This is a genomic window from Diaphorobacter sp. HDW4B (assembly GCF_011305535.1).
In the GTDB taxonomy this organism is placed as follows: domain Bacteria; phylum Pseudomonadota; class Gammaproteobacteria; order Burkholderiales; family Burkholderiaceae_C; genus Diaphorobacter_A.
This window is the reverse complement of the sequence record NZ_CP049906.1, coordinates 307,739-334,276: the sequence shown is the minus strand read 5'-3', so window position 1 is coordinate 334,276 and position 26,538 is coordinate 307,739. Positions and strand designations below refer to the sequence as shown.

Sequence of the window (26,538 nt, the reverse complement as noted above, 5' to 3'; positions counted from 1 at the left end):
GAAGAAACCGAAGAGCCCGAGCAGACATGACCACCGAAATCCTGCGCACCGAAGTGGACGAAGGCGTTCTCGTCATCACCTTCAACCGCCCCGAAAAGCTCAACGCCTGGACCTACCAACTGCATGCCCAGTTGCGCCGGGCCATTGAAGCCGCCAACGCCGACAAGCAGATCGACGCCATCGTCGTCACCGCCACCGGCAAGGGCTTTTGCGCAGGCGCGGACATGTCCGCCGTCTTCGGCCTGTCCGAAGCAGAAAAACAGAAAGCCCGCGACGACGCGCAGACTCACACCTGGGTGCAACTGCTGCGCGACTCCAAGCCCATCGTCGCAGCCGTCAACGGCGCGGCGATCGGCATCGGCGCATCGCTGATCCTGCCCATGGACCAGATCCTCGCCGCGCCCGAGGCCAAGTTCGCCCTGCGCTTCGTGAAGATGGGCTTGGTGCCCGAGCTCGCCGCATCGCACTTCGCGCAGCGACGCATGGGCTTCGGCAACGCCAGCCGCCTGCTGCTGACCGGAGACACGCTGAGCGCTGACGCTGCCTTGGCGGTATCGCTGATCGATCAGATCGTCCCCGCTGAATCCCTGCTTTCGGAAGCCAAGGCTCTCGCCCGCCGCATGGGCTGCAATCCGCATGCAGCACTGCGCACTACCAAGCAGTTGCTGACACTGAATGCGGACGAAACGGATCTGCAGTTGGTGCAGCAGCGGGAGCTGGATGCTTTGACGCGGTCCTATGCATCGGCTGAGCACAAGGAGGCGGTGGCTGCGTTTTTGGAGAAGCGGGAGCCGGATTTTGCGGGTGCTCGCGCGTAATTTGATGATAGAAAGTCAGATGCACGCACGCTACGGATCTCAATCCGTCAGTCTCGACTGGCGTCATATATGTCCAGCTCAAGCTTGATGGAGCGTTGTCCCAAAGCCAGTAAGGCTTTCGGTGAAAGCACCAACCCATCGTTGAAGCTGCCCATAAAAACACCGCAGAACAAACCGACTCGAAAACGACTGCCAAGACTGGCCCAAACGCCGCAATCCAAGGTCAATTGGTCCAATAGTTCAAAAACCTGAGCCTCCAAATCTTCCGGCTCACGCTTGGTGGATTCAAGGCGCCAACTTCCCGAATTTGCAATTCGAGCAACTCCCGTCCTACCCACTATGACTTGCCCCTTTGTTTGAGCGCTGGTGGGAATCGCACCAAGCAGCGCGCTCACCTCGTCAGGTATCAGGTCGTCCCCCAAGAGCCTGAGCGTAGCTGCTGACCGAGTTATGTTTCCCATTGAATCCCTACCAAATAGACTCCGAGTGTGCGGCGCAATATAGCAAATCCAATACGCCCCGCGCCCTCCAAGTTTCGTTCGCGATTCTGCTCAGCGATACCGTCCCACTTGGACTTGCAGATCACCCCTACCAGCGCGCCGTCTGCTTGCGCACTTCCCCCCGCTGCAACTTCCCCGTAGCCGTACGCGGCAACAGCGCTGTATCGCGCAGAACTCTCGGCAGCTTGTACGCCGCAATATGCTGACGAGCAAACTCGCGCAGTTCTTCCAACGTGGCGGACTTCCCAGCTCGCCATTCGACAACAGCGCAGATGCTCTCACCCCATTTCTCATCCGGCACGCCCACCACCACGACCTCGCCGATGGCGGGATGCAAACGCAGCGCGGCTTCGACTTCGATGGGATAGACGTTCTCCCCACCCGTGATGATCATGTCCTTGATCCGGTCGGTCAGGAACACATAGCCTTCGGCGTCCATGTAGGCGCCATCGCCGGTGCGGTACCAGTCGCCGAGCAGCGCTTCGGAGGTGGCGTCCGGCAGTTGCCAGTAGCCCTTCATCATCGTGGGCGTGCGCACCCACAATTCGCCGTGTTCACCGGGTTGAAGCGCTTTCCCGGAAGGGTCGCGAATCTCGATGTCGTAGCAAGGCAGTGCGCGGCCTACCGAGCGCAGGCGTTCCGGGCGCGTCACATCGTGCTCGCCCGGCGCAAGAAAGGTCACGGAGCCGGCGGTCTCGGTCATGCCGTAGAACTGACCAAAGCCGCATTGCCCGAACACCTTGATGCAGCGCGCGATCAGCGCTGTGTCCATGGGGGCAGCGCCGTAGTAGATGGTCTTGATGGGCGGCGCTGGCTCGCCACTGGCTTCCACCGCGTCGAGCAGCAAACGGACGACGGAAGGCACGATGAAGGTGCGAGTGACGTCGTGGCGAACGCTCAGGGCCAGCAAGTTGGCGGGCGACGGATCGGCCGTCAGCACGCAGGTCAGCGAGCGAAGCATGCCGATCAGCATCCAGGCCAGACCGCCCGAATGGAAATTGGGCATGGCGGAGAGAATCACATCGTCGTCGTTCCAGTCGGCCCAGGCGGGCGCGCCCATCTCCACCCAACGCGCAATCGAGATCGCGCGATGCGACAGCACCACGCCCTTGGGCTTGCCGGTGGTGCCGCTGGTGTAGAGCTGCAGCACGCCATCGTCGGGATCGAGATTCAATACCGGACGCGTACTGGGGCCAGCGCCGATCACTTGCTGAAAGCTCGGCTCGTTGCCAGACGGCTCCACCGTGGACATCAAGGCGAGCTTGGCTCCCAGCTTTTCCCCTGCGCCGATGGCCACCGGCGCGACCTCCGGGCCGTAGATCAGCAGCGCGAGTTCGGCATCGTCAGAGACGTAGGTCACCTCGGGCAAGGCGTAGCGCCAATTGATGGGCACCAGCACACATCCGGCTCGTATGCACCCGAACAAAGCAACGAACAACAGCTCGCTGTTCTTGCCCAGATAACCAACGCGCGCGCCCGGTTTGAAGCCCCGCGCCAGCAGGTGGTGGGCAAAGCGATTGCTGGCCTCGTCAAGCTCACGGTAACTGAGCTGGCCCGTGTCACCGAGAATCGCTATGCGATCAGAAAAGCGCTTGGCACCATGCGTTGCGTAGTCGCCCACGAAAAGCATGTTGTCGAATCGTGGCACGAATGGGGCGTTGGTAGAGTTGTCCGGGTTCAAAATTGTCTCCTGCTGACGATGGCGGAACGAGCTGTCTTCGAGCAGCTTGGGTTTGGTTTCAATTTTATATGCATCAATACTATTTTTGCCAGCATCGACGAAAATTCGTGACTCGATTTCACCAATTTGCAGCGCCGCATGGCACAGGCATGCCGCTTGGAGCAGAACATCGCTCAGTCCATGGCAAACTGAGCGCCTTGCGCCCTTGAGCCCTTTACTTGAGCCCCTTACCCCGGAGAGTCAACTTGCGTACGAAGAGCGACGGCATCAGCAACGAAACGCGCCTTATCGAGGCCGCCCTGCGCTGCATTGCCAACAATGGCATTTCCAAGACCTTTGTCGAGGACATTGCGCAGGAGGCCGGCCTGAGCCGTCCCACCGCATACCGCACCTTCGGCACTCGCAAAGCGCTGCTGGAGGGGGTCGCTGCCCATTGCGCCAATCGTATGAAAGACACCATGCGCAAACGTCTTACGCGCTACAAGTCGTTTTCAGACGCCGTGGTGCTGGGCTCCACCGAAGCATTGGACATGGCGCGCAAGGACAAGGTGCTCATCCTCGTTTTCGAGGCGTTGGGAGACTCCGGCCTGGAGCGCTACCTGCTCGACCCCAAGGGGCCCGTGATTGGCTATACGCTGAATGCTTGGAACGACTGGTTCGATGACGCACGCAAGAGCGGCGAGCTACGCCCGGATGTAAGCAACGATGAACTCGCCACGCTGCTTACCGCCGGCAATGTCTTCTTTCTGCTCAGAACCGACTTCAGCAAAAGCGAGCAGATCGCCTTTCTGCGCAAGTTCCTGCTGCCGTCGATTCTGGCACGCCCCGATCTCCAACAAGGTCAATCAGACTGACGAAGCCATCTTTCCGCCAAGGGCCGATGGCGAGGAAGTCTGGGACTCTCCCACCTTGCGGTAGCCGCCCAGGCGCAGGCGCTCGCTGAACGCGTGCGACCAGTACACCATGGCGATGCCGAGGCCGATGGTGATCAGGCTGGCGATCGTGGTGGCGGTCACGTCCATCGTCGCGTTGATCGTGAAGGTCACGGGCAGCGCCGGGCCGCCATGGAACATCATGGTGAACACCGGCACGGCCAGACCGATCCAGGTGCGCGCCGCGCCCTTGAGCACGTAGGTGCGCAGCAGATGCAGGACGGCTGCAATCGAGATCAGACAGGAACCGTTGATGAAGCCCCACCACAGCGGAGGAAAATGGCCGAACTGCAGCGGCTGGTTGTCGCCGTAGTAACCCCAGATGCTCATCGAGATGGGGATGTACTCGAACAGCTGGGCGATGAACACCGTGACGAAGTAGGTGCGCATCCATTGCATGGAGCTCACGCCCTTGCTGAGCATGTCCATGCAGATCCAGATGCGCGTGTAGTAGTAGAAGAAGAAGCAGAACCCGATGTAGGTCGGAATGCGCCGACCCATGCTGGTAAGCCATACGTAGTTCATGCCGTCTTCGCTGTAGAAGCAATGCCCGAGCACGTCATTGATCGGCTCGTAGATCACAGCCAGTCCGCCGCCGATGAACAGCACAATTGGAAACCACGACTTGGTCTTGTTTGCGTCGAACACGGATTTGAACAGCGTCAACAGCGCAAGCACGCCGAAGATCACCGTCACCCAGTACTCGTAGTGGGGCTGCAGCACCCAATCGGGCAAGGGAATCAGTGGCATGGGAGGATTCTGAAACATGGTTGTCTCCATCAAATAGGGATGTGATTGGTGTTTGTTGGCGAGACGGAAAAGGCTCGAATCAGCGATCGCTTTCCAGCAGCTTTCCGCAGATCCAGGCGTAGAGCGTGGACAGCGCCATCGATGCGACGGCCATCAGATTCACGACCTGCAGTGACGCAGCGCTGTTGATGGCGTGAGAAAGCGGCAAGCCGGCCCCAGCATTGGCACCCAGCACCAACATCGGCAGCAGCGGGGCCAGCAGGATCGGGTGAGTGCCAATGAATGGCGACTTGCGCAGGAAATACACCGCCGTGGTCACGACGAACATGGTGCCGCTGTTGACGAAGGCCATCCAGAGCGGATAACCCAGAATCTTGAGCGGCTGGTTCGCTCCGTAGTATTCGATAGACCCCATCTCCAGCAAAGGCACTTCAAACAGAAGCGCACCGGGAATCGAGGCAAAGAAATACAGCATCCACGCCTTGACGGATACACCGCGCTCCAGCCATTGCAGCAGCATGAGAATCGGCGCGCCAAAGAACACGATGTAAGTGGGCAGCACCCACAGCGGCGTATGGAATCCAAACGACGCGGTCAGATTGAGCTGATTCACCTCGTGATAAGTGACATGCGCTAGCAGGTCGCCCAATGGCTCCCAGAACGACGCCAGCGCTGCGCCCGCCACAATCCACAAGGCATCACTGCGCCGATGTCTGCGCGCATGCACAAAGGCGTAGACGATGGCCGCCACCGCCAGCGCAGACATCACGATCAGGATGCCGTATTGCCACTCCACCGATTTTTCGAGTGCAGGTTTGGGAACAAACCACTGATCTCCGGTCTGCACCGCTTGAGTCCATTCAAACATCTCTGGTCCTCTTATCAGCGTGCGAACAAACGCGGGAACTCCTGGAACTGAACGTCCTGCGAGTCACCAAATCCCACTTTGCCATCGCATTCCCAACGCGTCTGACAAAAAATCGTGTTCATGTTCTGCCAGGTCTGCCACGGAAGACGTGCCTGCACCTCGCCGCGCAGCGTGAAATGACGGCCCTTGGCGTCGGCCATGTCCATCTCGATGTGCCTGGGCGAGATGCCATCGGCGTCGTAGGTCGTGAGCTTGCGCGCCATGCTCACGGGTGCGAGTTCGCCGTCTTTCCATACATAGCCCCAGAACAGCCCTGCGTTCGGCTGCATGGAGGGGAAGGCACTCGCCCACGAGGGCTTGAGAGCCATGTCGTCCATGGCCAGGCAATGAAAGGCAAAGCCGGAATCGAACACGCCCACCATCCAGGTCAGCGGTGGCATGACGATGGGATCTTCGCGGCGCTCCTGCGTCCACGAGCGGTCGCGCGAGAAGAAGCCGTCGATCTTGTATTGCGTTCCGCGAAGGTTCAACTCACCCTGCGTCTTGACCGCCTGCGTGAAGTGGTAGCCACCCGGACGCACGCCCGGCGGCATGATGGCGTCCTGCCGATAGGAGAACTTCACGTTCTGCGCACGGTCTTCGAAATCGATCTGAACGGACTTGAACGGATCGATCACGCGCACATGCAGATTCAGCGCCTCGAAGTGCAGATCACCGCCATCATTCTTTGGATAGGGAAGAAAGTGATGGTGGTTGACGTACTCCGCTGCGAGCGATGTCTTCTTGAACCCGGTCCAGATCAGCACGCTCGCGCTCATCACCTTGAGCGCCGGGTGGTACCAGAGATAGATCTCGCAGTTGAGCCGGTGCTCGGGAATGCTGAACCCGAAATACGAAGTTTCGGACGAGGCAAAGTGGCCGCTTGCGACGGGGGGATGCAGCAGTTCGTCGGCATCGACCACCGTGCCCAGCGGCAGACCGATCAGGCTGTGCTTGGTCTTGGCATGTTTGTCTTCGTCCAGCCACCAGCCCTGCTCTTCCTTGTCCTTGTCAGTGCCTTTGACCTGTGTATCTGTCGTCATGTCGTCTCCTTGTTCTTCAGATCACACGCCCAGCAGCGCCAGCGTGTCGTGGTCCAGCATGGCCTGCGCGTAGCGCTCGCCCATCGCATGCACATTCGCCGAGGACTGCAGCGCAGTGGGCAGCGTCGCCCACATCATTCCGTGCACCATGTGACGGCGGTAGTCATCCCAGGCGAGTGCCGCATCGAGCGCAGGCCCACCGTGATGTGCAAGTCGCTTGAGGTAATGCGCAAACAGGTCGCGCTCCAGTGCGCGGCGGTCTTCCACGCTGAGGGCACCGACAAGAAAGTAGGGAACGTCCGTACCCCAGTGCGAATGGCAAGGTCCAGCCCAGTCGATGAAGAACGGTGAGCCTTGCGGATCGAAGCAGGTGTTGCCCACATGCGCATCGCCATGGATCACGCAGTCGGCGTGCTGATCGTCGTAGGCCCACAGCGCGCGATAGCCACGGATCAGGCGCTGGTTGTCGGTCAGCGCAGAGGGCAACTGGTAGACATCGGGCTGCGAAAACTGGCCTTTCCAATGCTGATCGGACATCAGCATCTCGGCCGCATGCCGCACGGCGGTCGATCCGACGGAAAGCCAGTCCAGCTCAGGGTAACGCTTGCCCCAGGTGGAGCCATGCAGCGTGGCCAGAATGTCCAGCGCGTCAGCCACGCGATCCGCCGGCCACGGCTCGGTGGGGTTGCCAAATCCGTATCCCTTGGCAGCCAGATTGTCCAGCACCAGAATGCCCATGCCCGGCTCGGAACCGGCATACCAGTGGCGAGGCAGAGGAATGCCAAGCTGCCCCGCCAGACCGTTGAAGAACAGCGCTTCCATCTGCGTTCCAGTGCGGCTCTCGCCACCCACGGCGGCACGCGCGCGCTCGTCGAACTCCCCCTTGATGCACAACTGCGCCGGAGCCCCTTCCGGCTGAGGGTCTGCATAGCTCACCTTGGCCAACACCTTGGTGGCCGTGCCCCACAGCACGCGTTCGATTTCAATCGCGCTGAACGATGCACCGGGCAACGACTTCTGCAATGCGCTCGACAGCCACTGCGGCGTGAGTTCTTCAAGGGTTCTGGGCAGTGAATCAGAGGTTGGCATGGGTGTTCTCATTGCGATATGGATCAATATGGTAATGATACATATCATCTTCCGTGTATCAATATCGCGTAAACCCTGAAGCCCCAAATCCCTGCTTTCGACAGACGAAAAAAGGGGCCGCAGTCACCACCTGCGGCCCCAAACCCTGCGCTTGCAATGAAAGAGGAAAATCAACTGCCTGCAAGAACTCCATGCGCATTGGTGGACGGTCTGCGCATGCGAATGCATAGACCCGTGAGGATCAAACCGCCCGCGACACTGGTGGCCGCCATGATGAGATACCACGGTTCACGGAAGGCCGGACCGAAGAACAGAATGGGGCAACTGAACCAGGTCAGTTGCATCGCCGTATAGGCCGCCCATACTTTTTCCGACTGGCCTTTGGCGTCTCCTCGCCGGGCCATCTTCGCCAGCACGAACACCGGCGCCATGAAGCCGGTCGAGCCAAATGTGTAGGCGTAGATCGGATCGTCCAGAAACTGCTTCAACGAGTACCAGCCCACCAGCCCCGCAAGCACGGAGAGCGCGACAAAAGCGAGATAGGCCTTCTGGGAGCCGTTTGGCAGAATTTCCTTCTTTCCGTACAGATAGGTCTGGTAGATGTAGCCCAGCTCGATCAATGTCGTGGGTATGAGTGCGACCCAGAACAGCTTCACGTACCAATGGTCGTACACGTTGAACCACTGATCGAACATCAGCACGAACGACAGGTCATGCGCAAACCAGATCGTCGTGCAGGCCAACGGAAACGTAGGAACCTTGTCCCGCCGCGCAGCCTGTGCCGCGAAGTAGAAGTACAGGTAGTTGAACACCATCGCCAGACTGCCGATGGCAATGAACACAACGACATGTTGGTCCAGCGATTGGAAGATCAAATTCGGATCGTAGGTCATGACACAGCCCCTTCAAGATGAAGCATTGCATTTGCCTCGACAGCCCCCAAGCCTTGCTTGCGCCAAGTGGGCCGTCGATGCGAGGACGATCAGCGCAATCAGCGCAACGACTGCATGAAGCGGCGCGACTGTTGCAGCGGCCAGTAATCCTGCCCTTCGCCGTAGGCCGTCTGTCCGTCGAATGTCCACTCCACCAGCGACCAGTAGGTCATCAGCCAGGAATAGCCTTGCCAGTTCAGCATGTTCTTGATGCGACCTTCCGCCTCCAGCTTTCGGCCGAGCGAATCGGTGCATTCCAGCAGATAGCGCACGGGGCGACCTGTGGGATCTCGCTCCACCACCTTGATCGTTCCGGAACCAAGTGTGATGTCGCCATACAGCCCGTCTTTCAGGTAGTAGCCGATGATCACGTCCTCGGCAGTGCCGATCACCGGGTCCTTGTCCATCGGCAGGCGGCTCACGGCAAGCGCATGAAAGCTGCTCTTCTCGCCAATGGCCCAGATCATCTGGCCACGCGGATTGCCGTTGAGCTTGCGCACGCCCCAGGAGTGATCGCGCTGCGAGACGCAGTCGATCTCGATGCGCTCCTTGCCCAGTTGCAGCGTGCCCTTCATGCGGCCTGACTGGTCATAGTGACCCTTGCCCCATTCGTCGAGGCCGCCCGGCATGCCCGCGTCGTGGGGCAGCATGGGTGCGGTGAACGTCAGGTCCAGCTCGCAGCCGCCAGCGGTATAGGCGTTGGCACCGTGGTAGCCGAACTTGTAGGATTTGAGCGGCTCGATGATGTTGACCTTGAGGCCATTGTCGATCTCGAAGTCGAACATGTTGGTGTCCGGCTTCATCGGGTAAGGCTCGCCCCAGTCGTAGCAAAGGCAGTCGTAGTTTTCGCTGCCAGTGTTGTCCCAGGCACAGATCCCGCCGACGGTATAGCCAATGCTGGGACGGTGGTAGAAGTAGATCCAGCCGCTCAGATCGCGCTCTTCCTGCATGAACGAAAACCAACCGCTTTCGTTCCAGTACGGGTGGTCCGGGCGTTTGTGAAAATAGTCGTCGGACGTGCTCACTGCCATAAGTGTCTCCTTGAAGTTTGAATGACGGCCGTTTTCAGCACTTGAGTGCGACCAGCGTGTCCAGGTCTTCGATGGCGGCCACGTAGCGCTCGATCATGGCCGCCGAGTTTTCCGGTTGCTGCATGTCGGCAGGCACCACGCTCCAGATGAAACCGTGCATCAGATGGCGTCGGTAGTCCAGCCACATTGCATCGAAGTCCACCTTGCTGCCCAGATGCGAACCCAATGCATCGACATAGTGACCCAGCAGTTGGCGCTCATGGGCGCGTCGGTCCTCCGGAGTCAAGGCACCCGCCAGAAAGTAGCTCACGTCGTCCATCGCCGGGGCCAGCGATGCGGACTGCCAGTCCAGAAAGCCCGGCTTTCCATCGACGTTGAAATAGGTGTTCCCGATGTGCGGGTCGCAATGGTTCAGGCAGGGAATGCCAAACGCATCGTCGTCACGCCACATGGTCTGAAACGCGTTTTCCACGCGCTCGCGGTTCTGCAGCGCAGTCGGAATTTTCTGCACCAGCGCACTGTCGGAGAAGGCCCGGTTCCAGTTGCCTTCGCCCAGCAGCTGCTTGGCCGGATTGCGAACCCAACTGCCCACATGCAGCCACGGAAATCGCTCCGGCGTTTCTCCCCAGGTCTGGGCGTGCCAGCGCGCCTGCAGCTCCAGACCCGCGGCGACCTGGTCAGGGGTCCACGCCCGGGTCGGCTCGCCGAACGTGACGCCGACAGCGCTCAGGTCATCCAGAATCACGATGCCCTGCAGCCGCTGCACATCGGCACCCGCATACCAGCAACGCGGCAGTGGCGCATTCAACTGCGGTGCCACGTAGTTGAAAAAATTGGCCTCTGCAATATAGGCATCCCCCACCAGCGGGCGAAGCGCATCGTCGAATCCACCCTTCACGCATAGCGCTTGTGGCGGACCATCGGCCTTCACGCCGTCTGCATAGCTTGCGCGCAGCAGAATCTTGGTGGTGGTGCCGGGGATGACGCGGGTGATCTGCACATCGGTGACGCGCGTGCCCGGTGTGCGGGTCGACAACGCTTGGCTCAGCCAATCGGCCGTGATGTCTTCGATCTTGAAAGGTAGGTTCATGCTTGTCTCCATTGTTTTTGTGGATCAACGGGGCATTGCCGTCTGCACCGGTGCAAGGCGCGCAATGCACCAGAGGTTGGCGGCGGCAAAGCCCAAGGCCAGCGCGAGCACGGTCCACCAGCCAGCCGAGCGGAAATATGGGTCCATCCAGGCTGTTGCGGCCCAATAGAACACCGCCATCAGCATGTAGCTGATCCACATCCAGCGCGACTGACCAGAGGTGGAGCCACGCCGCAGCATCATGGGAATGGCCAGTGGCGCGCCCCAGAACAGCGTCCAGCCGAACGAGAAGAGATACAGGTCGTCCTGCAGCGCCTGCTTCAAAGTCCACCATGCCAGGGCGCTCGCAAGCAAGGCCAGCCACATCACGGCCACATAGGTGCTCTGGCGCAATTGCGGCAGGATTTCCTCGCGGCCATACCGCAGAAGCTGCCAGAAGAACAACGCTTCGAGTGCCGAAGTGAAGATCAGCGCCACCCACCAGAGCTTGCAGAACCAATGGTCGTAGCCGTTGAACCACTTGTCGTACTGCAGCAGATAGCTGATGTCGTGCGGCAGGAACACCAGCGTGACCAACGCCGGCATGCTGTAGGTGCGGTGGCGAAAGCCCAGCCGCAGCGCCTCGCCGAAGTAGGCGTAGTTGAAGATCAACGCCACCAGACAGAGGCCAACCACCACCTGCCAGTGCCGGTCGATATGCTGCAGGGTGGAGACGGGGTCGTACATGCTCACGTGTCAGCCAAAGGCTCAGGCGAGCAAACGCGCCAGATCGGCCGTGAAGCGCGCCGCATCCGCACCGTTGATCACGCGATGGTCGTAGCTGAGCGAGAGTGGCAGCATCAATCGCCACTCCACTGCATCGTCCTTGCCGCGTCGCGGCTTCCACTGCGCACGGGTCACACCGAGAATCGCCACCTCGGGTGCATTCACGATGGGCGTGAACGCCGTTCCGCCGATATGGCCGAGCGATGAAATGGTGATGCAGCCGCCCACCATGTCCTTCATCGGCAGGCCCCGGCCTTTGGCCTTGGCGGCGAGGTCTTCGATCTCCTGCGCCAGCTCGGGAACGTTCTTGCGATCACAGTCGCGCAGCACGGCAACGACCAGACCGTTGGGCGTGTCCACCGCCATGCCGACGTGAAAGTACTTCTTGAAGACCAGTTGCTGGCCACTGGCATCGAGCGACGCGTTGAATTGCGGGTACTTGGCCAGCAGCTCGGCCAGCGCCTTCATGAGGTAGGGCGTCAGCGTGAGCTTGCGCCCAGCCGCTTCGCCTTCTTGCTTGCGGCGCAGTTCCAGATCGGTGATGTCCGCCTCGTCATGGTGAGTGACATGCGGGATCACGGACCAGTTGCGCGACAGATAGCTGGCTGTGAGCTTCTGGATGCGCGACAGCGGCAGCGTCTCGCCCACTTCGCCGAACTGGCTGAAGTCCACATCGGGCCATGGCGCCTGCGGCATGGGTGCAGCAGGCGCGGGGTGATTCAAATCCCCCATGGCGTCAGGCGATCTCGCCGAGCACGTCGCCGACCTTGTAGACCTCGCCCACCGTGGCCGTGATCTTCACCACGCCCGAGCCGGGCGACTCGATCTCCTGCGCCGACTTGTCGCTCTCCAGCACATACAGCGGCTGGCCTTCGCTCACCGTCGCGCCATCGCTTACCAGCCATTCGGCCAATGTGCCCTCTTCCATCGAAAACCCGATCTTCGGGAACAGAATCTGTGTAGACATAGCAAAACTCTCGGATTGAAAACGGGATGACGCGGATTAGGCGGCCAGCGTGCGACGCACCGCGGCCTCGATGGCGTCCTGGGTCGGCACGAACGCGGTTTCGAGCGGCTTGGAAAACGGCACCGGGCAGAACGCTGCACCCACGCGCTGCACGGGTGCCAGCAGCTTGGCGTAGAGCGACTCGTGAATGCGCGAGGACACCTCGGCACCCACGCCGCAGTTCTTCACTGCCTCGTGCACGACGACGGCGCGGCGCGTCTTGCCGACCGAGGCCAGAATCGCCTCTTCGTCGAGCGGCGAAATCGTGCGCAGATCGATCACTTCCACGCTCTTGCCTTCCTTGGCGAACTTTTCCGCCACGGCCAGCGCATCGAACACCTGACGTGCGTAGGTGATGATGGTCACATCACTGCCTTCGCGCACCATCTTGGCCTTGCCCAGCGGAATGCGGACATGGCGCTCGGGTGCTTCGCCATTGGTCCAGTACAGCGGCATGTTCTCCACGAAGATGCATGGATCGGGATCGTCGATGCACGAGAGCATCAGGCCATAGGCGTCCGCCGGGGTCGAAGGAATCACCACCTTCAGACCGGCGGTATGGGCAAACCACGACTCCAGAAAATCGGCATGCTGGCCGCCGGTGCTGAAGCCCGCGCCCGTCATGGTGCGGATCACGATGGGCACATGAGTCTGGCCGCCGGACATGAAGCGCAGCTTGGCCGCATGGTTGACGATCATGTCCATCGCCACGGTGGTGAAGTTCATGAGCATGATTTCCGCCACCGGCTTGATGCCCGCAATCGACGCGCCGATCGCAGCGCCGATGATGGCCTGTTCGGCAATCGGGGTGGAGCGCACGCGCACGTTGCCATGCTTGGTGGACAGCCCCTTGGTCACGCCCATCACGCCGCCTTCCTGGGGATCGGCCACGTCTTCGCCGAACACCATCACGTTCGGGTCGGATGCCAATGCGTCATCAAGCGCCAGGTTGACGGCTTGGATCAAGTTGATGTTGGCACTCATGCTGGCAGCTCCTCTGCATAGACATCGCGGCGCAGTTCGGCCACTTCGGGGTAAGGACTTTCCAGCGCAAACGCAAGCGCTGCATCGATTTCGGCGTCGATGGCCGTTTCCATGGCGGTCAGCTCGGCTTCGGTGGCATGACCGTCTGCAATCAGGCTGGCACGCAGAATCGGCACCGGGTCGCGTTCCATCGCAGTCTTCTTTTCGGCCTTGTCCATGTAGGCATCCGCATCGCCGAAGATATGGCCGTGGAAGCGGTAGGTCATCGCCTCGATCAGCGTCGGGCCTTCACCGGCACGGGCGCGTGCGACCGCTTCGCCTGCGGCCTTCCACATGGCCACCGGATCGTTGCCATCCACATGCACGCCGGGCATGGAATACGAAGCGGCGCGGTCCGCGATGCGGGCCACGGAAGTGCCATCCGCATAGCGCGTGTGTTCGGCATAACGGTTGTTCTGGCAGATGAAGATCACCGGCAGTTTCCAGACCGACGCGAGATTCAGCGCTTCATGGAACGCGCCGATGTTGCTCGCGCCATCGCCGAAGTACGCAATCGACACGGCCTTGGTGCCACGCACCTGCGCCGCAAGCGCCAAACCGTTGGCAATCGGCATGCTGCTGCCGACGATGCCGGTGGTCACCATCACGCCGTGCGACGGGTCGGTCACGTGCATGGGACCGCCCTTGCCTTTGGAGGTGCCGGTGATCTTTCCGGCCAGTTCCGCCCACAGCTGTTTGGGCTCCACGCCCTTGGCCAGCATGTCGTGAATGCCTCGGTAGATCGTGCAGATGGTGTCTTCGTCGTTCAAGTGCACGGACGTGGCGGACGGAATGATTTCCTGACCGCGCGGCGAGTAGTAAGGCATGACCAGCTTGCCCAACTTGATGACCGAGCGAAAGCGCTCGTCGCTCTGCTTGATCAGCGTGGCGCGTCGGTAGATCTCTACCAGCGTCTTGCCATCGGGTTGCGGTGACAGGGATGTCATACGTACTCCTTTTCTTGGGCCTTCATGACGAAGGCGGACGGTTTTTCTTGGCGTTGCGTTGCCTGCCCCACACGCGGCAGCAGGAAATGAGAGAGCGCAGGAATCAGCACGAGCGCGCCGATCATGTTGAAGACGAACATGAAGGTCAGCATGATCCCCATGTCCGCCTGGAACTTGATGGGCGACCAGGCCCAGGTCACCACGCCGGCAGCCAGCGTCACACCCACCAGGCCCACGACCTTGCCGGTGAACGCGACCGCCTGGCGATACGCATCGGCCAGGCTGTAGCCAGCGCGTTGGCGGGCCAGTTGCACGCTGAGCAGATAGAGCGCGTAATCCACACCGATGCCCACGCCCAGCGCCACCACCGGCAGCGTCGCCACCTTGATGCCGATGCCGAGCTTGACCATCAGCGCCTCGGCCAGAATCGAGGTGAGCACCAGCGGCAGCACGGCAATCACCACGGCGCGCCAGTTGCGGAAGGTGATGGCGCAGAGCACGACGACGGCGGCATAGACATACAGCAGCATCATGGTGTTGGCTTCACGCACGACGATGTTGGTGGCGGCATCCACGCCCGAATTGCCAGCGGCCAGCAGGAACTGGCGATCCGGCGTGCCATGTTCGGCAGCGAATGCGTTGGCTGCGGCCACCACGCGGTTCAGCGTCTCGGCCTTGTGATCGGACAGAAAGGCCAGCACCGGAGTGACCGAGCACGAGGTGTTCAGAAACTCGGAATTCCAACCTGCCGCAGCCGTGATCTGCGTGTCGATCACGCGTTGATCCGCCCCGAGCGTCAGCCACTTGGGATTGCCTTCGTAGCTGCCCGCCATGTAGCTGCGGATGGTGTCCGCCAGCGAGGCGGTGCGTTGCACGCCGGGCACGGCGCTCAAGGCCGTGGCCAAGCGATCCACTTCCGTCAGCGTTTCATAGGTGCCGCACTGGTCCTGCGGCGTCTTGACGATCACGGCGAACACGTCGCTCGATACTCCATAGTGCGAGGTGATGTAGGCCAGATCCTTGTTGTAGCGCGAATCGGCACGCAGCTCCGGCGCGCCTGCATCCAGATCGCCCACCTGCACATCCTTGCTGATCACGAAGCCCGCCACACCCAGCGCCACGGCGGCCAGCACGGCAACGCTCGCCCAGCCGCGCTCGGTGAACTTGTCGAGAAACGCCCAGACATGGCCCATCAGGCCGTGACCAGCGCCCTCTTCCGCATCTTCCTTCAGGCTGCGGCGCGCGGCCTTGAGGCTCACGCCGGTGTACGACAGCAGCACCGGCAGCAGAATCAGATTGGTGAACACCAGCACCGCCACACCCAGACTCGCACCCATCGCGAGTTCCCGGATCACGGGAATGTCGATGATCATCAGCACGGCAAAGCCCACGGCATCGGCCACCAGCGCGGTCAGCCCGGCCAGAAACAGGCGGCGGAAGGTGTAGCGTGCGGCGACCAGACGGTGCGTACCGCGCCCGACGTCCTGCATCACACCGTTCATCTTCTGCGCTCCATGGCTCACGCCAATGGCGAACACCAGAAACGGCACCAGCATCGAGAACGGGTCGAGGCCGTAGCCCAGCAGCACGATCAGGCCAAGCTGCCACACCACCGCGATCAAAGAGCAACCCAGCACCAGCGCCGTGCTGCGCAAACAACGCGTGAACAGAAAGATGATGACCGTCGCCACAATCGTGGCGGCCACAAAGAACCACATCACCTGGCCGAGTCCGTCGATCAGCGTGCCCGCGAGCGCCGCAAAGCCCGTCACGCGCACCGTCATCTCGGGCTGTCCTGCCTCGGCGATCTCATATTTGCTGCGCAGCTTCTTCACACCTTCCCAGAAATCCTTGTAGCCCGCCTTGGCCTTGTCGCCTTCGGTCTGCGGAAGCAGCGGAACCACAATCGCGATGGAGCGATAGTCTTCGGCCACCAGACTGCCGACGATGCCTGCGCGCGCGATGTTCAGGCGCAGCGCATCCATCGCGGCGGGCGACCCGTCGAAGCGCTCGGGCAGCACGGGACCACCGGAGAAGCCTTCCTCCGTCACCTCCGTCCAGCGCACCACGGGCGACCAGATCGAGCGCATCCACGCACGGTCCACACCGGGCAGCAGAAACACCTCATCGTTGAGCTTTCCGAAGCGCTCCAGAAACGCCTTGTCGAACACGTCACCCTTGGGGTTCTCGACCACGATGCGCACCGAATCTCCGAGGCCGCGCAGCTCGCCCCGGTTGGCCAGGTAGTTCTGGATATAAGGGTGCGACTGCGGCAGCATCTTCTCGAAGCTGGCGCTCAGCTCCAGCCCGCGCAACTGCACGGCAAAGAAGGCTGTCAGCAACAGGCAGACCAGCAACACCCATGCGCGGTTGTTGAAGATCAGCCTCTCCAGACGGTTGCCGGATCGCTTGTCGAAGGCCGAGATATCGGCAACGACCGGCATGTCGTCGTTCATTACGTTGGATACATCCATGATGTGCTTCTGGTTGAACTCGTGATAAGTCGCTGCGGGATCGGGTGTCGATGACTGGTTCAGGACGCGTTCATCGCAACGCGTGCCACACCGCCCGGTCCGGCCGCAAACAACTGGCCCGTGCCGGACTGAAGAAGAGAGAACGCGGCGACCCGTGACTTCGCGTTCAGCGCAGCAAACGAACGCCCAGCGTCCTTGCTTTGCAGCAGTTCACCGGACTGATCGGCCAACACGATTTCGCCGCCCTGCAGACGCACACCGGCCACGATTCCCGCCTTGGCTGGCGAGCTCACCACCTGCCAGTGCTGACCCGCGTCCTCACTCGCGTAGATGCGACCGCGCATGCCGTAGGCCAGCACGCGCAGGCCGTCCGCCACCAATCCGAACAAGGTGCCGACATAGCCCGTCGGCACTGCGGCCCAGCGTTTCTGAGCCGCATCGAAATGCCAGACGCTGCCCTTCTCGCCCGTCATGTAGAGACCGTTGCCCTGACCGCGCACCGCATAGAAGTGCAGCTCCTCGGGGTTGTCGACCGCTTCCATCGTCGGCACCCAGGTCTTGCCTGCGTCGTCGGTTCTGAAGATCAGATTGAACGTGCCCACGACGTAGCCCGTGGTGGGCGATTCGAACCAGACATCGAGCAGAGAAGGTGTGGAGCCGTCTTCGATGGAACGTGCGGCTCCCGCCGCAGCGCGCGCACCGGCGGAATCTGCAGCGGCCCCTGCGGCCTTGTAGTGATTGACGATGAGCTCGTTGAGCTGCTGCTCGGCAAAGCGTCGCTTCCAGGTGGCACCCGCATCCTGCGTGGTCAGCACCACACCGCGATGCCCGACGGCCCAGCCTTCGCTGGCTGTCGGAAAACTCAAGGCCACCAGATCCACCTCGACCGGCACGCGCGCCTGTTGCCAGGTCTTGCCCTCGTCATCCGAATAGGCGATGCGTCCGCGCAGACCCGCCGCGACCAGTCGCTTGCCCGCCTGAGCGATGGCCAGAAACGGACCATGCGCCGCCGTTGCACCGATTGCTGCAGCGGTGTCGCTGGGCGCGCGGAACGCGTTCGAGGCATTTGCGCCCGCCCCGGTTGCCGCCCGCGCAGCGCCCAGCAACCAAGCCGCGCCGAACAGGCCTGCCTTCACCACCAGGCCACGCCGGGCCGCCAACACTGATTTGCTCATCGCGAATGTCTCCAATCTGGACTCATTCCGCCCAAGACCTGCGCCACGGCGCAGCAGCTTTGAACGGGTGAATTGCATGTGCTTCTTCGGCACTTCGAAAAACTAACGATTCGATATCGTATGGTACAGTTCTTTTTATTCGAATGCGACATCGCGGAACAGAAATCGACCTAGGGTTGTCCCGATGAAAAGTTCGTTTCCCAATGGTGATATGGCTTCCTTACCACGCACTCGGGAAATCACAGAAACCCATCACCCGATGGTTAACCCGAGGTTGACACTGCCAATTTAGTACGCCACGATACTTTATATCAGACATACGTTTTCAACGCAAAAGCGGCAAAGAGCCGCAACAACTCAATCCACGCAACAGGAGACAACGAAGTGAAGACCTCGCCCAAATCACAAGGCCGGGCCGCTCGCCCCAAATGGAGCACGCTGGCAATACTGTCGATGGTGAGCGCAGGAGGCTCCCTCCATGCCGCCGAGATCGACGTCGGCAATGACGATTTCAAGGTGCGTCTGGACACCACCGTCCGCTACAACGTGGGCGCACGCGCCAAGGATTGCGACGCGAACATCTGCGGCAACGGAGCAGGCGCTGGCGACATCTCTGCACATCAGTCCGATCGCAAGTTCTCCAAGAAGGGGAACATCGTGACCAACCGCATCGACCTGTTGCCCGAACTGGATGTGATCTACAAGGAAAAGCTCGGCTTTCGCGTGAGCGGTGCCGCCTGGTTCGACGCCGCCTACAGCAACAAGATCCGCGGCGACTCGGCATTCGACGCAGCACCCGGCGGTGCAGGCCAGGGCGCGGGCCCAGCGGGTTCTTCCTACATCGACTACACCAAGCGCTACGCGCGCGGCCCGTCCGCCGAATTCCTGGATGCCTTCGTGTTCGCCAAGTTCGACGTGGGCGGCGTGCCGGTGAACGTCAAGGCTGGTCAGCACAACATCTTCTGGGGCGAGGCGCTTTTTTCGCCCGTCAACGGCATCTCGGTCGGTCAAGGCCCGCTCGACTTCCGCAAGTCGCTGGCGACGCCTGGCATCGAAGCCAAGGAAGTCTTCCGTCCCCTCAACCAGCTGTCGTTCTCCGCCGACATCACTGACCGCGTGACGCTGGCCGGTCAGTATTTTCTGGACTGGAAGCCCACGATTCTGCCCGATGGCGGCACCTACTTTGGTGCGGCCGACGGTCTGAACATGCAAGGCGGCACCAGCATCTTCGGCGTGCCTTTCGGCGGCGTGACCACCAAGCCCAAGAGCAAGCACGGCGACTTCGGTTTGGCGCTGAAGCTGCGCCCCGAATGGCTCGATGGTCGCGTGGGCTTCTACTACCGCGAGTACACCGACAAGCTGCCGCAGCTCATCATCAACGGCATCACCGTGGTCAACGGTGCGGTCGCTCCCACCCAGTTCGGTCTGGACTATTCCACACCACGCCAGAAGCTGCTCGGCGTGAGCCTGAACAAGCAGGTGGGCGACATGTCGGTCGGTGCGGATCTGACCTACCGAAAGAATGCGCAGCTCGCGGCCAAGCCGTTCTCCACTCTGGCCGGTGCATCGAACATCGGTTACGGCGCGGTCGGCAACTCCATGCTGCCGGTCGGTGACGTGGTGTCCGGCGTGGTCAATGCCATTGCCTACTTTGGCAAGACGCCGGTGTTCGACTCCGCTTCGCTGCAGGCCGAAGTCAACTTCTCGCACCTGAACTCCGTCAAGCGCAATGGCGATTCGTTCTTTGCCGAAGGCTACAACTGCCCGCAGGCGCAGACCGAAGGTTTCCCCTACGGCTGCGCCACCAAGAATTCGGTGGGCATTGCCGTCGCATTCGAACCCAAGTGGTTCCAAGTGTTCAACGGTGTCGACATCTCCATGCCGATGTTCCTCGGCCTGGGCGTGAAGGGCAACTCGGTCGTGATGTTCGGCGACAACAAGGGCCAGGGCAGCTACTCGCTGGGCGTGTCCGCAGACATCGACAACAAGCATTCCATCTCGCTGAAATACAACGGCTTCCTCGCCAAGCACAGCAAGGACGAGCTGGGCGCTGCCTCCAACAGCAACGCCAGCCTCGGCAAGTACTGGGACCGCGACTGGATCTCGCTCACCTACAAGACCACATTCTGAAAAGACAAAGGAGACTCACCATGTTCCGTTTGAACCGCCTCGCCGCCGTGCTCGCGAGCGCTCTGATCGCACCGGCCTGCATGGCCGCCATATCCGCCGAAGAAGCCAAGCAACTGGGGGGCGACAAGCTCACCGCGTTCGGCTCCGAAAAGGCCGGCAACAAGGAAGGCACGATTCCTCCTTACTCCGGCAAGGCGCCCAAGGCCCCCGCCAGCTATGACACCAAGACGGGTTTTCAGCGACCCGATCCGTACAACGACAAGCCGCTGTTCACCATCACGGCGCAGAACGCGGACAAGTATGCAGACCATCTGGATGGCATGCGCGAACTGTTCACCAAGTATCCGGCGTTCAAGATGGACATCTACCCGAGCCGCCGTGACTACGCTTATCCCAAGTTCGTGCTCGACAACACGTTGAAGAACGCGACCGAGTGCAAGGCCATCGACAAGGAATTGAAGCTCGCTGGCTGCTGGGGCGGCTTCCCCTTCCCCATCCCCAAGACCGGCAATGAGGTGATGTGGAATCACTTGCTGCAGTATGGTGCCTATGCCTACTCGGGCGAAACCGAAGGCGGCGTGACCGGCACCGACGGCAAGTTCGTTCTGGGTGCGCGCAACACGGGCCACCAGCAGTACGACTACTACGACCCCAAGGCCACCAAGCCGAATGCCACGGATGCAGGCTTCTGGAAGATCCGCCAGAACAGCACGGCCCCCGCACGTCAGGCCGGCAGCATTCTGGTGGTGGACGACAACCTGGACATGGTGGACAAAGGACGCCGCGCCTACCAGTACATCCCCGGCCAACGCCGCGTGAAGCTGGCCCCGACGCTGGCTTACGACACACCCAACCCGAACAACGGCGGCGTGTTGACCATGGATGACTCCAAGGGCTTCCTCGGCGCGCTGGATCGCTTCAACTTCAAGCTCGTCGGCAAGAAGGAGAAGTTCATCATGTACAACAACTTCGACCTCACCAATGCCAAGGCATGCTCGGCAGAGAAGGCCTACAACTTCAAGAACTTCCCGAATCCGGAATGCGTGCGCTGGGAACTGCACCGCGTCTGGCAGGTGGAAGCGACGCTGAAGGAAGGCTTCCGTCATATCTACCAGAAGCGTGTTTTCTTCTGGGATGAAGATGCTCCGGGCGCTGGCGTGGCCGAGAACTACGACGCATCGGGCAAGCTCTACCGCGTCGTCAGCAACATCGTGTACCCGTTCTACGACAGCGAGCCCTTGCTCGGTGGCTACACCGACAGCTCGGTGGCCATGGACCTGCAGACCGGCATCTGGAGCATCTCCGGTGGCATGTCTCACCCCAATGGCGGTTGGGTGACGGCAGCGCCCAAGGACTCGCGCTACTACTCGCCCGAATCGATGGCAGGTGACGGCCTGCGCTGATCGCAGCCATCCCGTGAATCCCATCGATTGAGCAGAAACCGGCAACTGCAAGGCCATGCGGACAAAGCATCCGCATGGCCGTTTTCCCTTCAAGAACAAGCAAAAAGAAAGTCAAGCATCACATGGTTACCCTGCTCGTGACCGGCGCCGCGCGCGGCATCGGACATACCGTCGTGGAGCGCGCATTGGCGCGTGGCGACACGGTCTTCGCCGTCGTGCGCAAAGCGGCTGACGCCAGCAAATTCAGTCAGGACAAGAACCTGCATGTCGTGCTCATGGACATGGCGGACACCGCCAGCGTCGCACGAGGCTTCGGCGAGGTCGACCGCATACTGGCCGGACGTCCGCTCAACGCCATCGTGCATTGCGCGGCGATCTCGATTCCAGGTGCCATCGAGCTCACGCCCGTCGAAGAGTTCGAGCAGATCATCAACACCAACACCATCGGCAGTCTGCGCATCCTCAAGGCGGCCATTCCACGACTGCGCGGCCATGGCGGACGATTGGTGCTGGTGACCTCGTTGTGGGGCCAGGCATCGGGCGCATTGCTGGGTGCCTATTGCGCATCCAAGCACGCGATCGAATCGCTGGCCGATGTGGCACGGCGCGAGACCAAGGGCATGAACCTGCGCATCATCGTGGCCGAGCCGGGCGTGGTGCAGACCGACATGCTCACCACCCAAGGCCCCGCCGCACAGGCCCATCTGGAACGCATGCAACCCGCGCAACGTGGCCTCTACGGCAATCTGTACCAACGCTATTTCAAGCTGGTCAGCAATCCGTCGGGCATCACCTCGGAAGCCTGTGCCAAGGGCATCGAGCAAGCACTGAACGACCGCCGCCCCGCGCTGCGCTACCGCATAGGCGCGGACTCCAAGGCCGTCTGCATGCTCAATGCCTTGCTGCCTTCCAGTTGGATGGACTGGGTCATGGGACTCTCGCTGAACCACAAGCCGCTATCCAAGTGACAAGCTGGCCCGCCGTCAACGCGGGCCACGGCCTCACACGTCACACCTCAATCCTCCAGCAACCGCGACTGCAGCCGAGCACGTGCATCGGCACTCAGCCCAACCCGCTGCTCCAGATACGCAGGCACCGAGCCCCAGTCCTTCTCGATGGTGCGAATCGCCGCTCCCAGATACTCGGGGCTGACCTGCACCATGGCCGCCAAAGCCGCCGTCGTGCCCGACTCCAGGCGCAATCCATAGGTCTGCTCCAGCTTCTCCATCAGTCGCTTCAAGGTGAAGAATCGCGCACTCAACAAGTAGTCCTGCTCGATGGCATCCATTGGCACATCCAGCGCCGACAGCAGCATCGCGCAGACGAATCCCGTGCGATCCTTGCCTGCGGTGCAATGCACGAGCGCGCCACCACCATCTTCCCGAATCAGTGTAGAGAACAACTCGGTCAGCACATCCGCAAAATGTTCCGGCATCCTCCGGTAAGTCTCGCGCATGATTTCTGCTGTGTCCTGGGCGTCGAGCGATCCGGCGTTGAGGTTGTCCACCAACTGCTTGAGGTCAGCACCCGCCACGGGCATCTCGCGCTCCATCACATGGCGCAGCACATCGTCTTGCGCAGCGGGCCAGACAGGCTTCTTGGCGGCGCGCTCGTGCGGATTGCGCAGATCGAACACTGTTCGGATCTGCAGACCGCGAAGCATCGCCTGTTCGCTCTCGCTCATCGGAGTCAACAGCTCCGAGCGGAAGACCTTCCCCCGCCGCACGCGCTGTCCACGGGCATTGCGCAAGCCCCCCAGCTCACGGAAATTGGGAGTGTCGGGAAACATCGGTTCAGTGCTGCTCATGGGATTTTGGACACCGGCGTCGGCATCGCAATTAGGGCGTGAACTTCAAACACCTGTCACAGGGCCTCGGGTGACTGTTGTTTTCTTATTTAAAATGGTAGCATACGATATGCTTAATATCAATTAATGAAAGCATACGAGTGGATGCCCTGCACAGAAACTCTCAAGATGCGTGTGAACGATGCAGAATTTTCGCCAATCCCTCTCAAAAACACCGGTGGAGTGTCGTTGAGCGGAGATTCAAATGCCGTAAGCATGCAAACGAATGACAAGGAGGAGCTCCGCAATATGGCCACATCCAAGAACACAGCAGCATCCGCAGCGAAGGCCGCCAAGACCAGCCCCTCGACGGCCACTCCGGCAGCCGTGCAGCGCGTCACCGAGGACAACTGGGATCAGCGACTCGGCTTTCTGATGCACGACGTATCACGCCTGCGCCGCACGGTGTTCGATGATTTCATGCGTCCGCTGAACATCACCCGTTCGCAATGGTGGGTACTGGCCTACCTGTCTCGCCATGACGGGATGATCCAGAGCGATCTGGCCAGCGTGCTGGAGCTGGGCAAGGCGGCACTCGGAAGCCTGATCGACAGGCTCGAAGCGGCTGGCCTCGTGCGCCGCGGTGCCGACGAAACCGACCGCCGCGCCAAGCGGGTCTATCTTTCGGCAGCCGGGGCATCGCTGATCAAGGAAATGCGCGTGCTCAGCAACGACATGAGCGAACGCATTCTCGATGGGCTCGATGACGACACGCGCCACGAGCTCGCCGATCTGCTCGGGCGGGTCAAGGACAACCTGCTGGCCATCTCCAAGGGCAAGGCCTGAAAGCAAACATCCCCGCGACCTCGGTGATCTGCGGGGATGTTCGTTTGCAGAGAGCGAATCGGAGCAGTCAGAACGCCACGCGATCCTGCCCCTTGAGCTGCAGAATCTCGCGCGCCTCGGCCGGCGTCGCCACTTCCAGCCCCAGACCTTCGATGATCTCGCGCACCTTGCGCACCTGCTGCGCATTCGATTCGGCAAGCTGGCCCTTGGCGATCCACAGGCTGTCTTCCAGACCCACACGCACATTGCCGCCCATGGAAGCCGCCATCGCAGCCACCTTCATCTGCGCAGCACCGGCACCCAGCACCGACCAGCGGTAATCCTTGCCGAACAGCCGATCGGCAGTGCGCTTCATGTGCATCACATCCTCGGGATGCGAGCCAATGCCGCCCAGCAATCCGAACACCGTCTGCACAAAGAACGGCGCCTTCACCAGGCCCTTATCGACAAAGTACGCAAGGTTGTAGAGATGCGCCGTGTCGTAGCATTCGAACTCGTAGCGGGTGTCGTTGGCCGACATGTCGGTGAGCGCGGTTTCGATGTCGCCGTAGGTATTGCGGAACACCAGATTGCGGCTGCCCTCCAGATACTCGCGCTCCCAGTCATGCTTGAATTCCTTGAAGCGCTCCAGCATGCCGAAGAGTCCAAACCCCATCGTGCCCATATTGAGCGAGGCCACCTCGGGCTTGAACACGATGCTCGGCTGAATGCGCTCCTGCACCGTCATGTAGGGAGAGCCGCCGGTCGTCAGATTCACCACCGCGTCACAGCGCTGTTTGATCTGCGGAAGGAATTTGGCGAAGGCCTGCGGGCTCTGATCGGGCTTGCCGGTCTCGGGATCGCGCGCATGCAGATGGATGATGGAGGCCCCCGCCTCGCAGGCACCTACCGCCGCATCCGCAATTTCCTGCGGCGTGACCGGCAGGTGAGGCGACATCGACGGCGTGTGGATCGAGCCGGTGACGGCGCAGGTGATGATGACCTTGTTCTGGATTGCCATGGTGTTTGTCTTCTGGTGGTGATGTGACCCGATGGGCTCAATAGGACTTGGGCAGGCCGAGCACCTTCTCTGCGATGAAGCTCAGAATCAGCTGCGGCGAGATCGGGGCAATGCGCGGCAGCATCGCTTCGCGCAGATAGCGCTCGACGTGGTATTCCTTGGCATAGCCAAAGCCGCCATGCGTGAGCACGGCCGTCTCCGCCGCGCGAAAGCCCGCTTCCGCGCAGAAGAATTTGGCCGCGTTTGCTTCGGCACCGCAGGGGCTGCCCTGGTCGTACAGCCATGCAGCGCGCTGATACAGCAGCGTTCCGGCTTCGAGGTCGACCCAGCGCTCGGCCAGCGGATGCTGAATGCCCTGGTTCTTGCCGATGGGTCGGTCGAACACAATGCGCTCGCCCGCGTACTTGGCGGCACGGCGCAGAGCAGCGCGGCCAATGCCGGTGGCCTCTGCCGCCAACAGGCAGCGCTCGGGATTGAGTCCATGCAGGATGTACTCGAAGCCCCGGCCTTCTTCACCGATGCGGTCTTCGACTGGAATCTCCAGACCATCGATGAACAGCTCGTTCGAGTCCACTGCTTTGCGCCCGAGCTTCTCGATCTCGCGCACGGCAATCTTGCTGCGATCCAGATCCGTGTAGAACAGGCTCAGCCCCTGCGTCGGCGACTTCACTTCATCGAGTGGCGTGGTGCGCGCGAGCAGCATGATCTTGTGCGCCACCTGGGCCGTCGAGATCCACACCTTCTGGCCGTTGACCACATAACGGTCGCCCTTGCGCACCGCCATGGTCTTGAGCTTGAGGGTGTTCAGGCCGGTGTTGGGCTCGGTCACGCCAAAGCACGCCTTGTGCTCGCCCGCGATGATGCGCGGAAGCCAACGCGCGCGCTGCTCGTCCGTGCCGTGAACGACCACGGGATGCAGGCCAAACACATTCATGTGGATGGTGGAGGCCGCCGTCATGCAGCCACCGGATGCAGACACCGTCTCCAGCATCAGGCAGGCCTCCGAGATGCCCAGGCCCGATCCGCCGAACTCTTCGGGCATCGCAATGCCCAGCCAACCGGCCTTGGCCATGGCCGAGTAGAAGTCTTCGGGAAAGCCCCCTTCGCGGTCTTTTTTCAGCCAGTACTCGTCATCAAAATCGGTACAGATTTCCTCGATGGCGGAGCGGATGGCCAGTTGCTCTTCGGTCAATGCAAAATTCATGAGATT

Annotated in this window: 25 protein-coding genes; 6 read left to right on the top strand and 19 right to left on the bottom strand. The window is 61.1% G+C overall.

Annotation, left to right across the window (positions count from 1 at the left end):
* Positions 1–26: 26 nt before the first annotated feature.
* Positions 27–818, top strand: a complete 792-nt coding sequence (locus G7048_RS26315) for an enoyl-CoA hydratase/isomerase family protein (protein ID WP_166071436.1) — start codon at positions 27–29, stop codon at positions 816–818.
* A 47-nt stretch (positions 819–865) separates the two neighbouring features.
* Here G7048_RS26315 and G7048_RS26310 read toward each other — a convergent pair whose 3' ends face one another.
* On the bottom strand, positions 866–1,213 hold the full coding sequence (locus G7048_RS26310; RefSeq protein WP_371747736.1) for a DUF4279 domain-containing protein: 348 nt from the start codon (positions 1,211–1,213) through the stop codon (positions 866–868).
* Positions 1,214–1,406: 193 nt separating this feature from the next.
* Positions 1,407–2,999, bottom strand: a complete 1,593-nt coding sequence (locus G7048_RS26305) for a long-chain-fatty-acid--CoA ligase (RefSeq protein ID WP_166071434.1) — start codon at positions 2,997–2,999, stop codon at positions 1,407–1,409.
* Between the two features lie 245 nt (positions 3,000–3,244).
* On the opposite strand from G7048_RS26305, the gene G7048_RS26300 reads away from it, so the two are divergent.
* Positions 3,245–3,853: a TetR/AcrR family transcriptional regulator gene (locus G7048_RS26300; RefSeq protein WP_166071433.1), complete on the top strand. Its 609-nt coding sequence runs from the start codon at positions 3,245–3,247 to the stop codon at positions 3,851–3,853.
* On the opposite strand, the gene G7048_RS26295 is transcribed toward G7048_RS26300, so the two are convergent.
* From G7048_RS26295 to G7048_RS26230, 14 genes are all read right to left on the bottom strand, one after another.
* Positions 3,845–4,699: a hypothetical protein gene (locus G7048_RS26295; RefSeq protein ID WP_166071432.1), complete on the bottom strand. Its 855-nt coding sequence runs from the start codon at positions 4,697–4,699 to the stop codon at positions 3,845–3,847. The two genes, G7048_RS26300 and G7048_RS26295, sit on opposite strands and share 9 nt — an antisense overlap.
* Positions 4,700–4,760: 61 nt before the next feature.
* Positions 4,761–5,549: a hypothetical protein gene (locus G7048_RS26290; RefSeq protein ID WP_166071431.1), complete on the bottom strand. Its 789-nt coding sequence runs from the start codon at positions 5,547–5,549 to the stop codon at positions 4,761–4,763.
* Between the two features lie 14 nt (positions 5,550–5,563).
* Positions 5,564–6,631, bottom strand: a complete 1,068-nt coding sequence (locus G7048_RS26285) for a hypothetical protein (protein WP_166071430.1) — start codon at positions 6,629–6,631, stop codon at positions 5,564–5,566.
* A gap of 21 nt (positions 6,632–6,652) precedes the next feature.
* Positions 6,653–7,720 (bottom strand): phosphotransferase, encoded by a 1,068-nt coding sequence (locus tag G7048_RS26280; RefSeq protein WP_166071429.1) that lies wholly within the window; start codon positions 7,718–7,720, stop codon positions 6,653–6,655.
* Positions 7,721–7,890: 170 nt separating this feature from the next.
* Entirely contained in the window at positions 7,891–8,613 is a 723-nt protein-coding gene (locus tag G7048_RS26275; RefSeq protein ID WP_166071428.1) for a hypothetical protein, read from the bottom strand.
* A 98-nt stretch (positions 8,614–8,711) separates the two neighbouring features.
* Entirely contained in the window at positions 8,712–9,683 is a 972-nt protein-coding gene (locus tag G7048_RS26270; protein WP_166071427.1) for a hypothetical protein, read from the bottom strand.
* A 34-nt stretch (positions 9,684–9,717) separates the two neighbouring features.
* The gene (locus G7048_RS26265) at positions 9,718–10,773 is read right to left on the bottom strand and encodes an oxidoreductase family protein (protein ID WP_166071426.1); all 1,056 of its coding nucleotides are present in this window, start codon (positions 10,771–10,773) and stop codon (positions 9,718–9,720) included.
* A gap of 24 nt (positions 10,774–10,797) precedes the next feature.
* Positions 10,798–11,499 (bottom strand): hypothetical protein, encoded by a 702-nt coding sequence (locus G7048_RS26260; RefSeq protein ID WP_166071425.1) that lies wholly within the window; start codon positions 11,497–11,499, stop codon positions 10,798–10,800.
* A 21-nt stretch (positions 11,500–11,520) separates the two neighbouring features.
* Complete coding sequence (locus tag G7048_RS26255; protein WP_166071424.1) at positions 11,521–12,270, bottom strand: 2-oxo acid dehydrogenase subunit E2; 750 nt, start codon at positions 12,268–12,270, stop codon at positions 11,521–11,523.
* 4 nt (positions 12,271–12,274) lie between these two features.
* Positions 12,275–12,505: a biotin/lipoyl-containing protein gene (locus G7048_RS26250; protein ID WP_166071423.1), complete on the bottom strand. Its 231-nt coding sequence runs from the start codon at positions 12,503–12,505 to the stop codon at positions 12,275–12,277.
* A 36-nt stretch (positions 12,506–12,541) separates the two neighbouring features.
* Positions 12,542–13,528 carry an alpha-ketoacid dehydrogenase subunit beta gene (locus tag G7048_RS26245; RefSeq protein WP_166071422.1) on the bottom strand — a complete coding sequence of 329 codons (987 nt, stop codon included), beginning with the start codon at positions 13,526–13,528 and terminating at the stop codon, positions 12,542–12,544.
* Entirely contained in the window at positions 13,525–14,514 is a 990-nt protein-coding gene (locus G7048_RS26240; protein ID WP_166071421.1) for a thiamine pyrophosphate-dependent dehydrogenase E1 component subunit alpha, read from the bottom strand. The genes G7048_RS26245 and G7048_RS26240 overlap by 4 nt, the downstream gene beginning before the upstream one ends.
* A complete protein-coding gene (locus tag G7048_RS26235) occupies positions 14,511–16,988 on the bottom strand; it encodes an RND family transporter (protein WP_240933421.1) in 2,478 nt (825 codons plus the stop codon). Before G7048_RS26235 ends, G7048_RS26240 begins: the two co-directional genes overlap by 4 nt.
* A gap of 59 nt (positions 16,989–17,047) precedes the next feature.
* Positions 17,048–18,163, bottom strand: a complete 1,116-nt coding sequence (locus G7048_RS26230; RefSeq protein ID WP_166071420.1) for a YCF48-related protein — start codon at positions 18,161–18,163, stop codon at positions 17,048–17,050.
* A gap of 384 nt (positions 18,164–18,547) precedes the next feature.
* On the opposite strand from G7048_RS26230, the gene G7048_RS26225 reads away from it, so the two are divergent.
* From G7048_RS26225 to G7048_RS26215, 3 genes are all read left to right on the top strand, one after another.
* Entirely contained in the window at positions 18,548–20,293 is a 1,746-nt protein-coding gene (locus tag G7048_RS26225; protein WP_166071419.1) for a DUF1302 domain-containing protein, read from the top strand.
* Positions 20,294–20,313: 20 nt separating this feature from the next.
* A complete protein-coding gene (locus tag G7048_RS26220; RefSeq protein ID WP_166071418.1) occupies positions 20,314–21,696 on the top strand; it encodes a DUF1329 domain-containing protein in 1,383 nt (460 codons plus the stop codon).
* A gap of 122 nt (positions 21,697–21,818) precedes the next feature.
* Positions 21,819–22,664, top strand: coding sequence for an SDR family NAD(P)-dependent oxidoreductase (locus G7048_RS26215; RefSeq protein WP_166071417.1), 846 nt, complete (start codon positions 21,819–21,821; stop codon positions 22,662–22,664).
* Positions 22,665–22,711: 47 nt separating this feature from the next.
* Here G7048_RS26215 and G7048_RS26210 read toward each other — a convergent pair whose 3' ends face one another.
* Positions 22,712–23,503: a tyrosine-protein phosphatase gene (locus tag G7048_RS26210; protein WP_166071416.1), complete on the bottom strand. Its 792-nt coding sequence runs from the start codon at positions 23,501–23,503 to the stop codon at positions 22,712–22,714.
* A gap of 288 nt (positions 23,504–23,791) precedes the next feature.
* On the opposite strand from G7048_RS26210, the gene G7048_RS26205 reads away from it, so the two are divergent.
* Entirely contained in the window at positions 23,792–24,328 is a 537-nt protein-coding gene (locus G7048_RS26205) for a MarR family winged helix-turn-helix transcriptional regulator (RefSeq protein ID WP_166071415.1), read from the top strand.
* Positions 24,329–24,395: 67 nt separating this feature from the next.
* On the opposite strand, the gene G7048_RS26200 is transcribed toward G7048_RS26205, so the two are convergent.
* Positions 24,396–25,328 (bottom strand): 3-keto-5-aminohexanoate cleavage protein, encoded by a 933-nt coding sequence (locus tag G7048_RS26200; protein WP_166071414.1) that lies wholly within the window; start codon positions 25,326–25,328, stop codon positions 24,396–24,398.
* 37 nt (positions 25,329–25,365) lie between these two features.
* Positions 25,366–26,532 carry an acyl-CoA dehydrogenase family protein gene (locus G7048_RS26195; RefSeq protein WP_166071413.1) on the bottom strand — a complete coding sequence of 389 codons (1,167 nt, stop codon included), beginning with the start codon at positions 26,530–26,532 and terminating at the stop codon, positions 25,366–25,368.
* Between the last annotated feature and the right edge of the window lie 6 nt (positions 26,533–26,538).

What these genes read in the sequence shown, in the direction of transcription:
- G7048_RS26240 (WP_166071421.1), bottom strand. Translation starts at nt 14,514, where the DNA reads ATGACATCCCTGTCACCGCAACCCGATGGCAAGACGCTGGTAGAGATC.
- G7048_RS26315 (WP_166071436.1), top strand. Translation starts at nt 27, where the DNA reads ATGACCACCGAAATCCTGCGCACCGAAGTGGACGAAGGCGTTCTCGTC.
- G7048_RS26275 (WP_166071428.1), bottom strand. Translation starts at nt 8,613, where the DNA reads ATGACCTACGATCCGAATTTGATCTTCCAATCGCTGGACCAACATGTC.
- G7048_RS26245 (WP_166071422.1), bottom strand. Translation starts at nt 13,528, where the DNA reads ATGAGTGCCAACATCAACTTGATCCAAGCCGTCAACCTGGCGCTTGAT.
- G7048_RS26280 (WP_166071429.1), bottom strand. Translation starts at nt 7,720, where the DNA reads ATGCCAACCTCTGATTCACTGCCCAGAACCCTTGAAGAACTCACGCCG.
- G7048_RS26230 (WP_166071420.1), bottom strand. Translation starts at nt 18,163, where the DNA reads ATGAGCAAATCAGTGTTGGCGGCCCGGCGTGGCCTGGTGGTGAAGGCA.
- G7048_RS26270 (WP_166071427.1), bottom strand. Translation starts at nt 9,683, where the DNA reads ATGGCAGTGAGCACGTCCGACGACTATTTTCACAAACGCCCGGACCAC.
- G7048_RS26215 (WP_166071417.1), top strand. Translation starts at nt 21,819, where the DNA reads ATGGTTACCCTGCTCGTGACCGGCGCCGCGCGCGGCATCGGACATACC.
- G7048_RS26255 (WP_166071424.1), bottom strand. Translation starts at nt 12,270, where the DNA reads ATGGGGGATTTGAATCACCCCGCGCCTGCTGCACCCATGCCGCAGGCG.
- G7048_RS26295 (WP_166071432.1), bottom strand. Translation starts at nt 4,699, where the DNA reads ATGTTTCAGAATCCTCCCATGCCACTGATTCCCTTGCCCGATTGGGTG.
- G7048_RS26265 (WP_166071426.1), bottom strand. Translation starts at nt 10,773, where the DNA reads ATGAACCTACCTTTCAAGATCGAAGACATCACGGCCGATTGGCTGAGC.
- G7048_RS26195 (WP_166071413.1), bottom strand. Translation starts at nt 26,532, where the DNA reads ATGAATTTTGCATTGACCGAAGAGCAACTGGCCATCCGCTCCGCCATC.
- G7048_RS26285 (WP_166071430.1), bottom strand. Translation starts at nt 6,631, where the DNA reads ATGACGACAGATACACAGGTCAAAGGCACTGACAAGGACAAGGAAGAG.
- G7048_RS26235 (WP_240933421.1), bottom strand. Translation starts at nt 16,988, where the DNA reads ATGGATGTATCCAACGTAATGAACGACGACATGCCGGTCGTTGCCGAT.
- G7048_RS26210 (WP_166071416.1), bottom strand. Translation starts at nt 23,503, where the DNA reads ATGAGCAGCACTGAACCGATGTTTCCCGACACTCCCAATTTCCGTGAG.
- G7048_RS26290 (WP_166071431.1), bottom strand. Translation starts at nt 5,549, where the DNA reads ATGTTTGAATGGACTCAAGCGGTGCAGACCGGAGATCAGTGGTTTGTT.
- G7048_RS26250 (WP_166071423.1), bottom strand. Translation starts at nt 12,505, where the DNA reads ATGTCTACACAGATTCTGTTCCCGAAGATCGGGTTTTCGATGGAAGAG.
- G7048_RS26220 (WP_166071418.1), top strand. Translation starts at nt 20,314, where the DNA reads ATGTTCCGTTTGAACCGCCTCGCCGCCGTGCTCGCGAGCGCTCTGATC.
- G7048_RS26205 (WP_166071415.1), top strand. Translation starts at nt 23,792, where the DNA reads ATGGCCACATCCAAGAACACAGCAGCATCCGCAGCGAAGGCCGCCAAG.
- G7048_RS26200 (WP_166071414.1), bottom strand. Translation starts at nt 25,328, where the DNA reads ATGGCAATCCAGAACAAGGTCATCATCACCTGCGCCGTCACCGGCTCG.
- G7048_RS26260 (WP_166071425.1), bottom strand. Translation starts at nt 11,499, where the DNA reads ATGTACGACCCCGTCTCCACCCTGCAGCATATCGACCGGCACTGGCAG.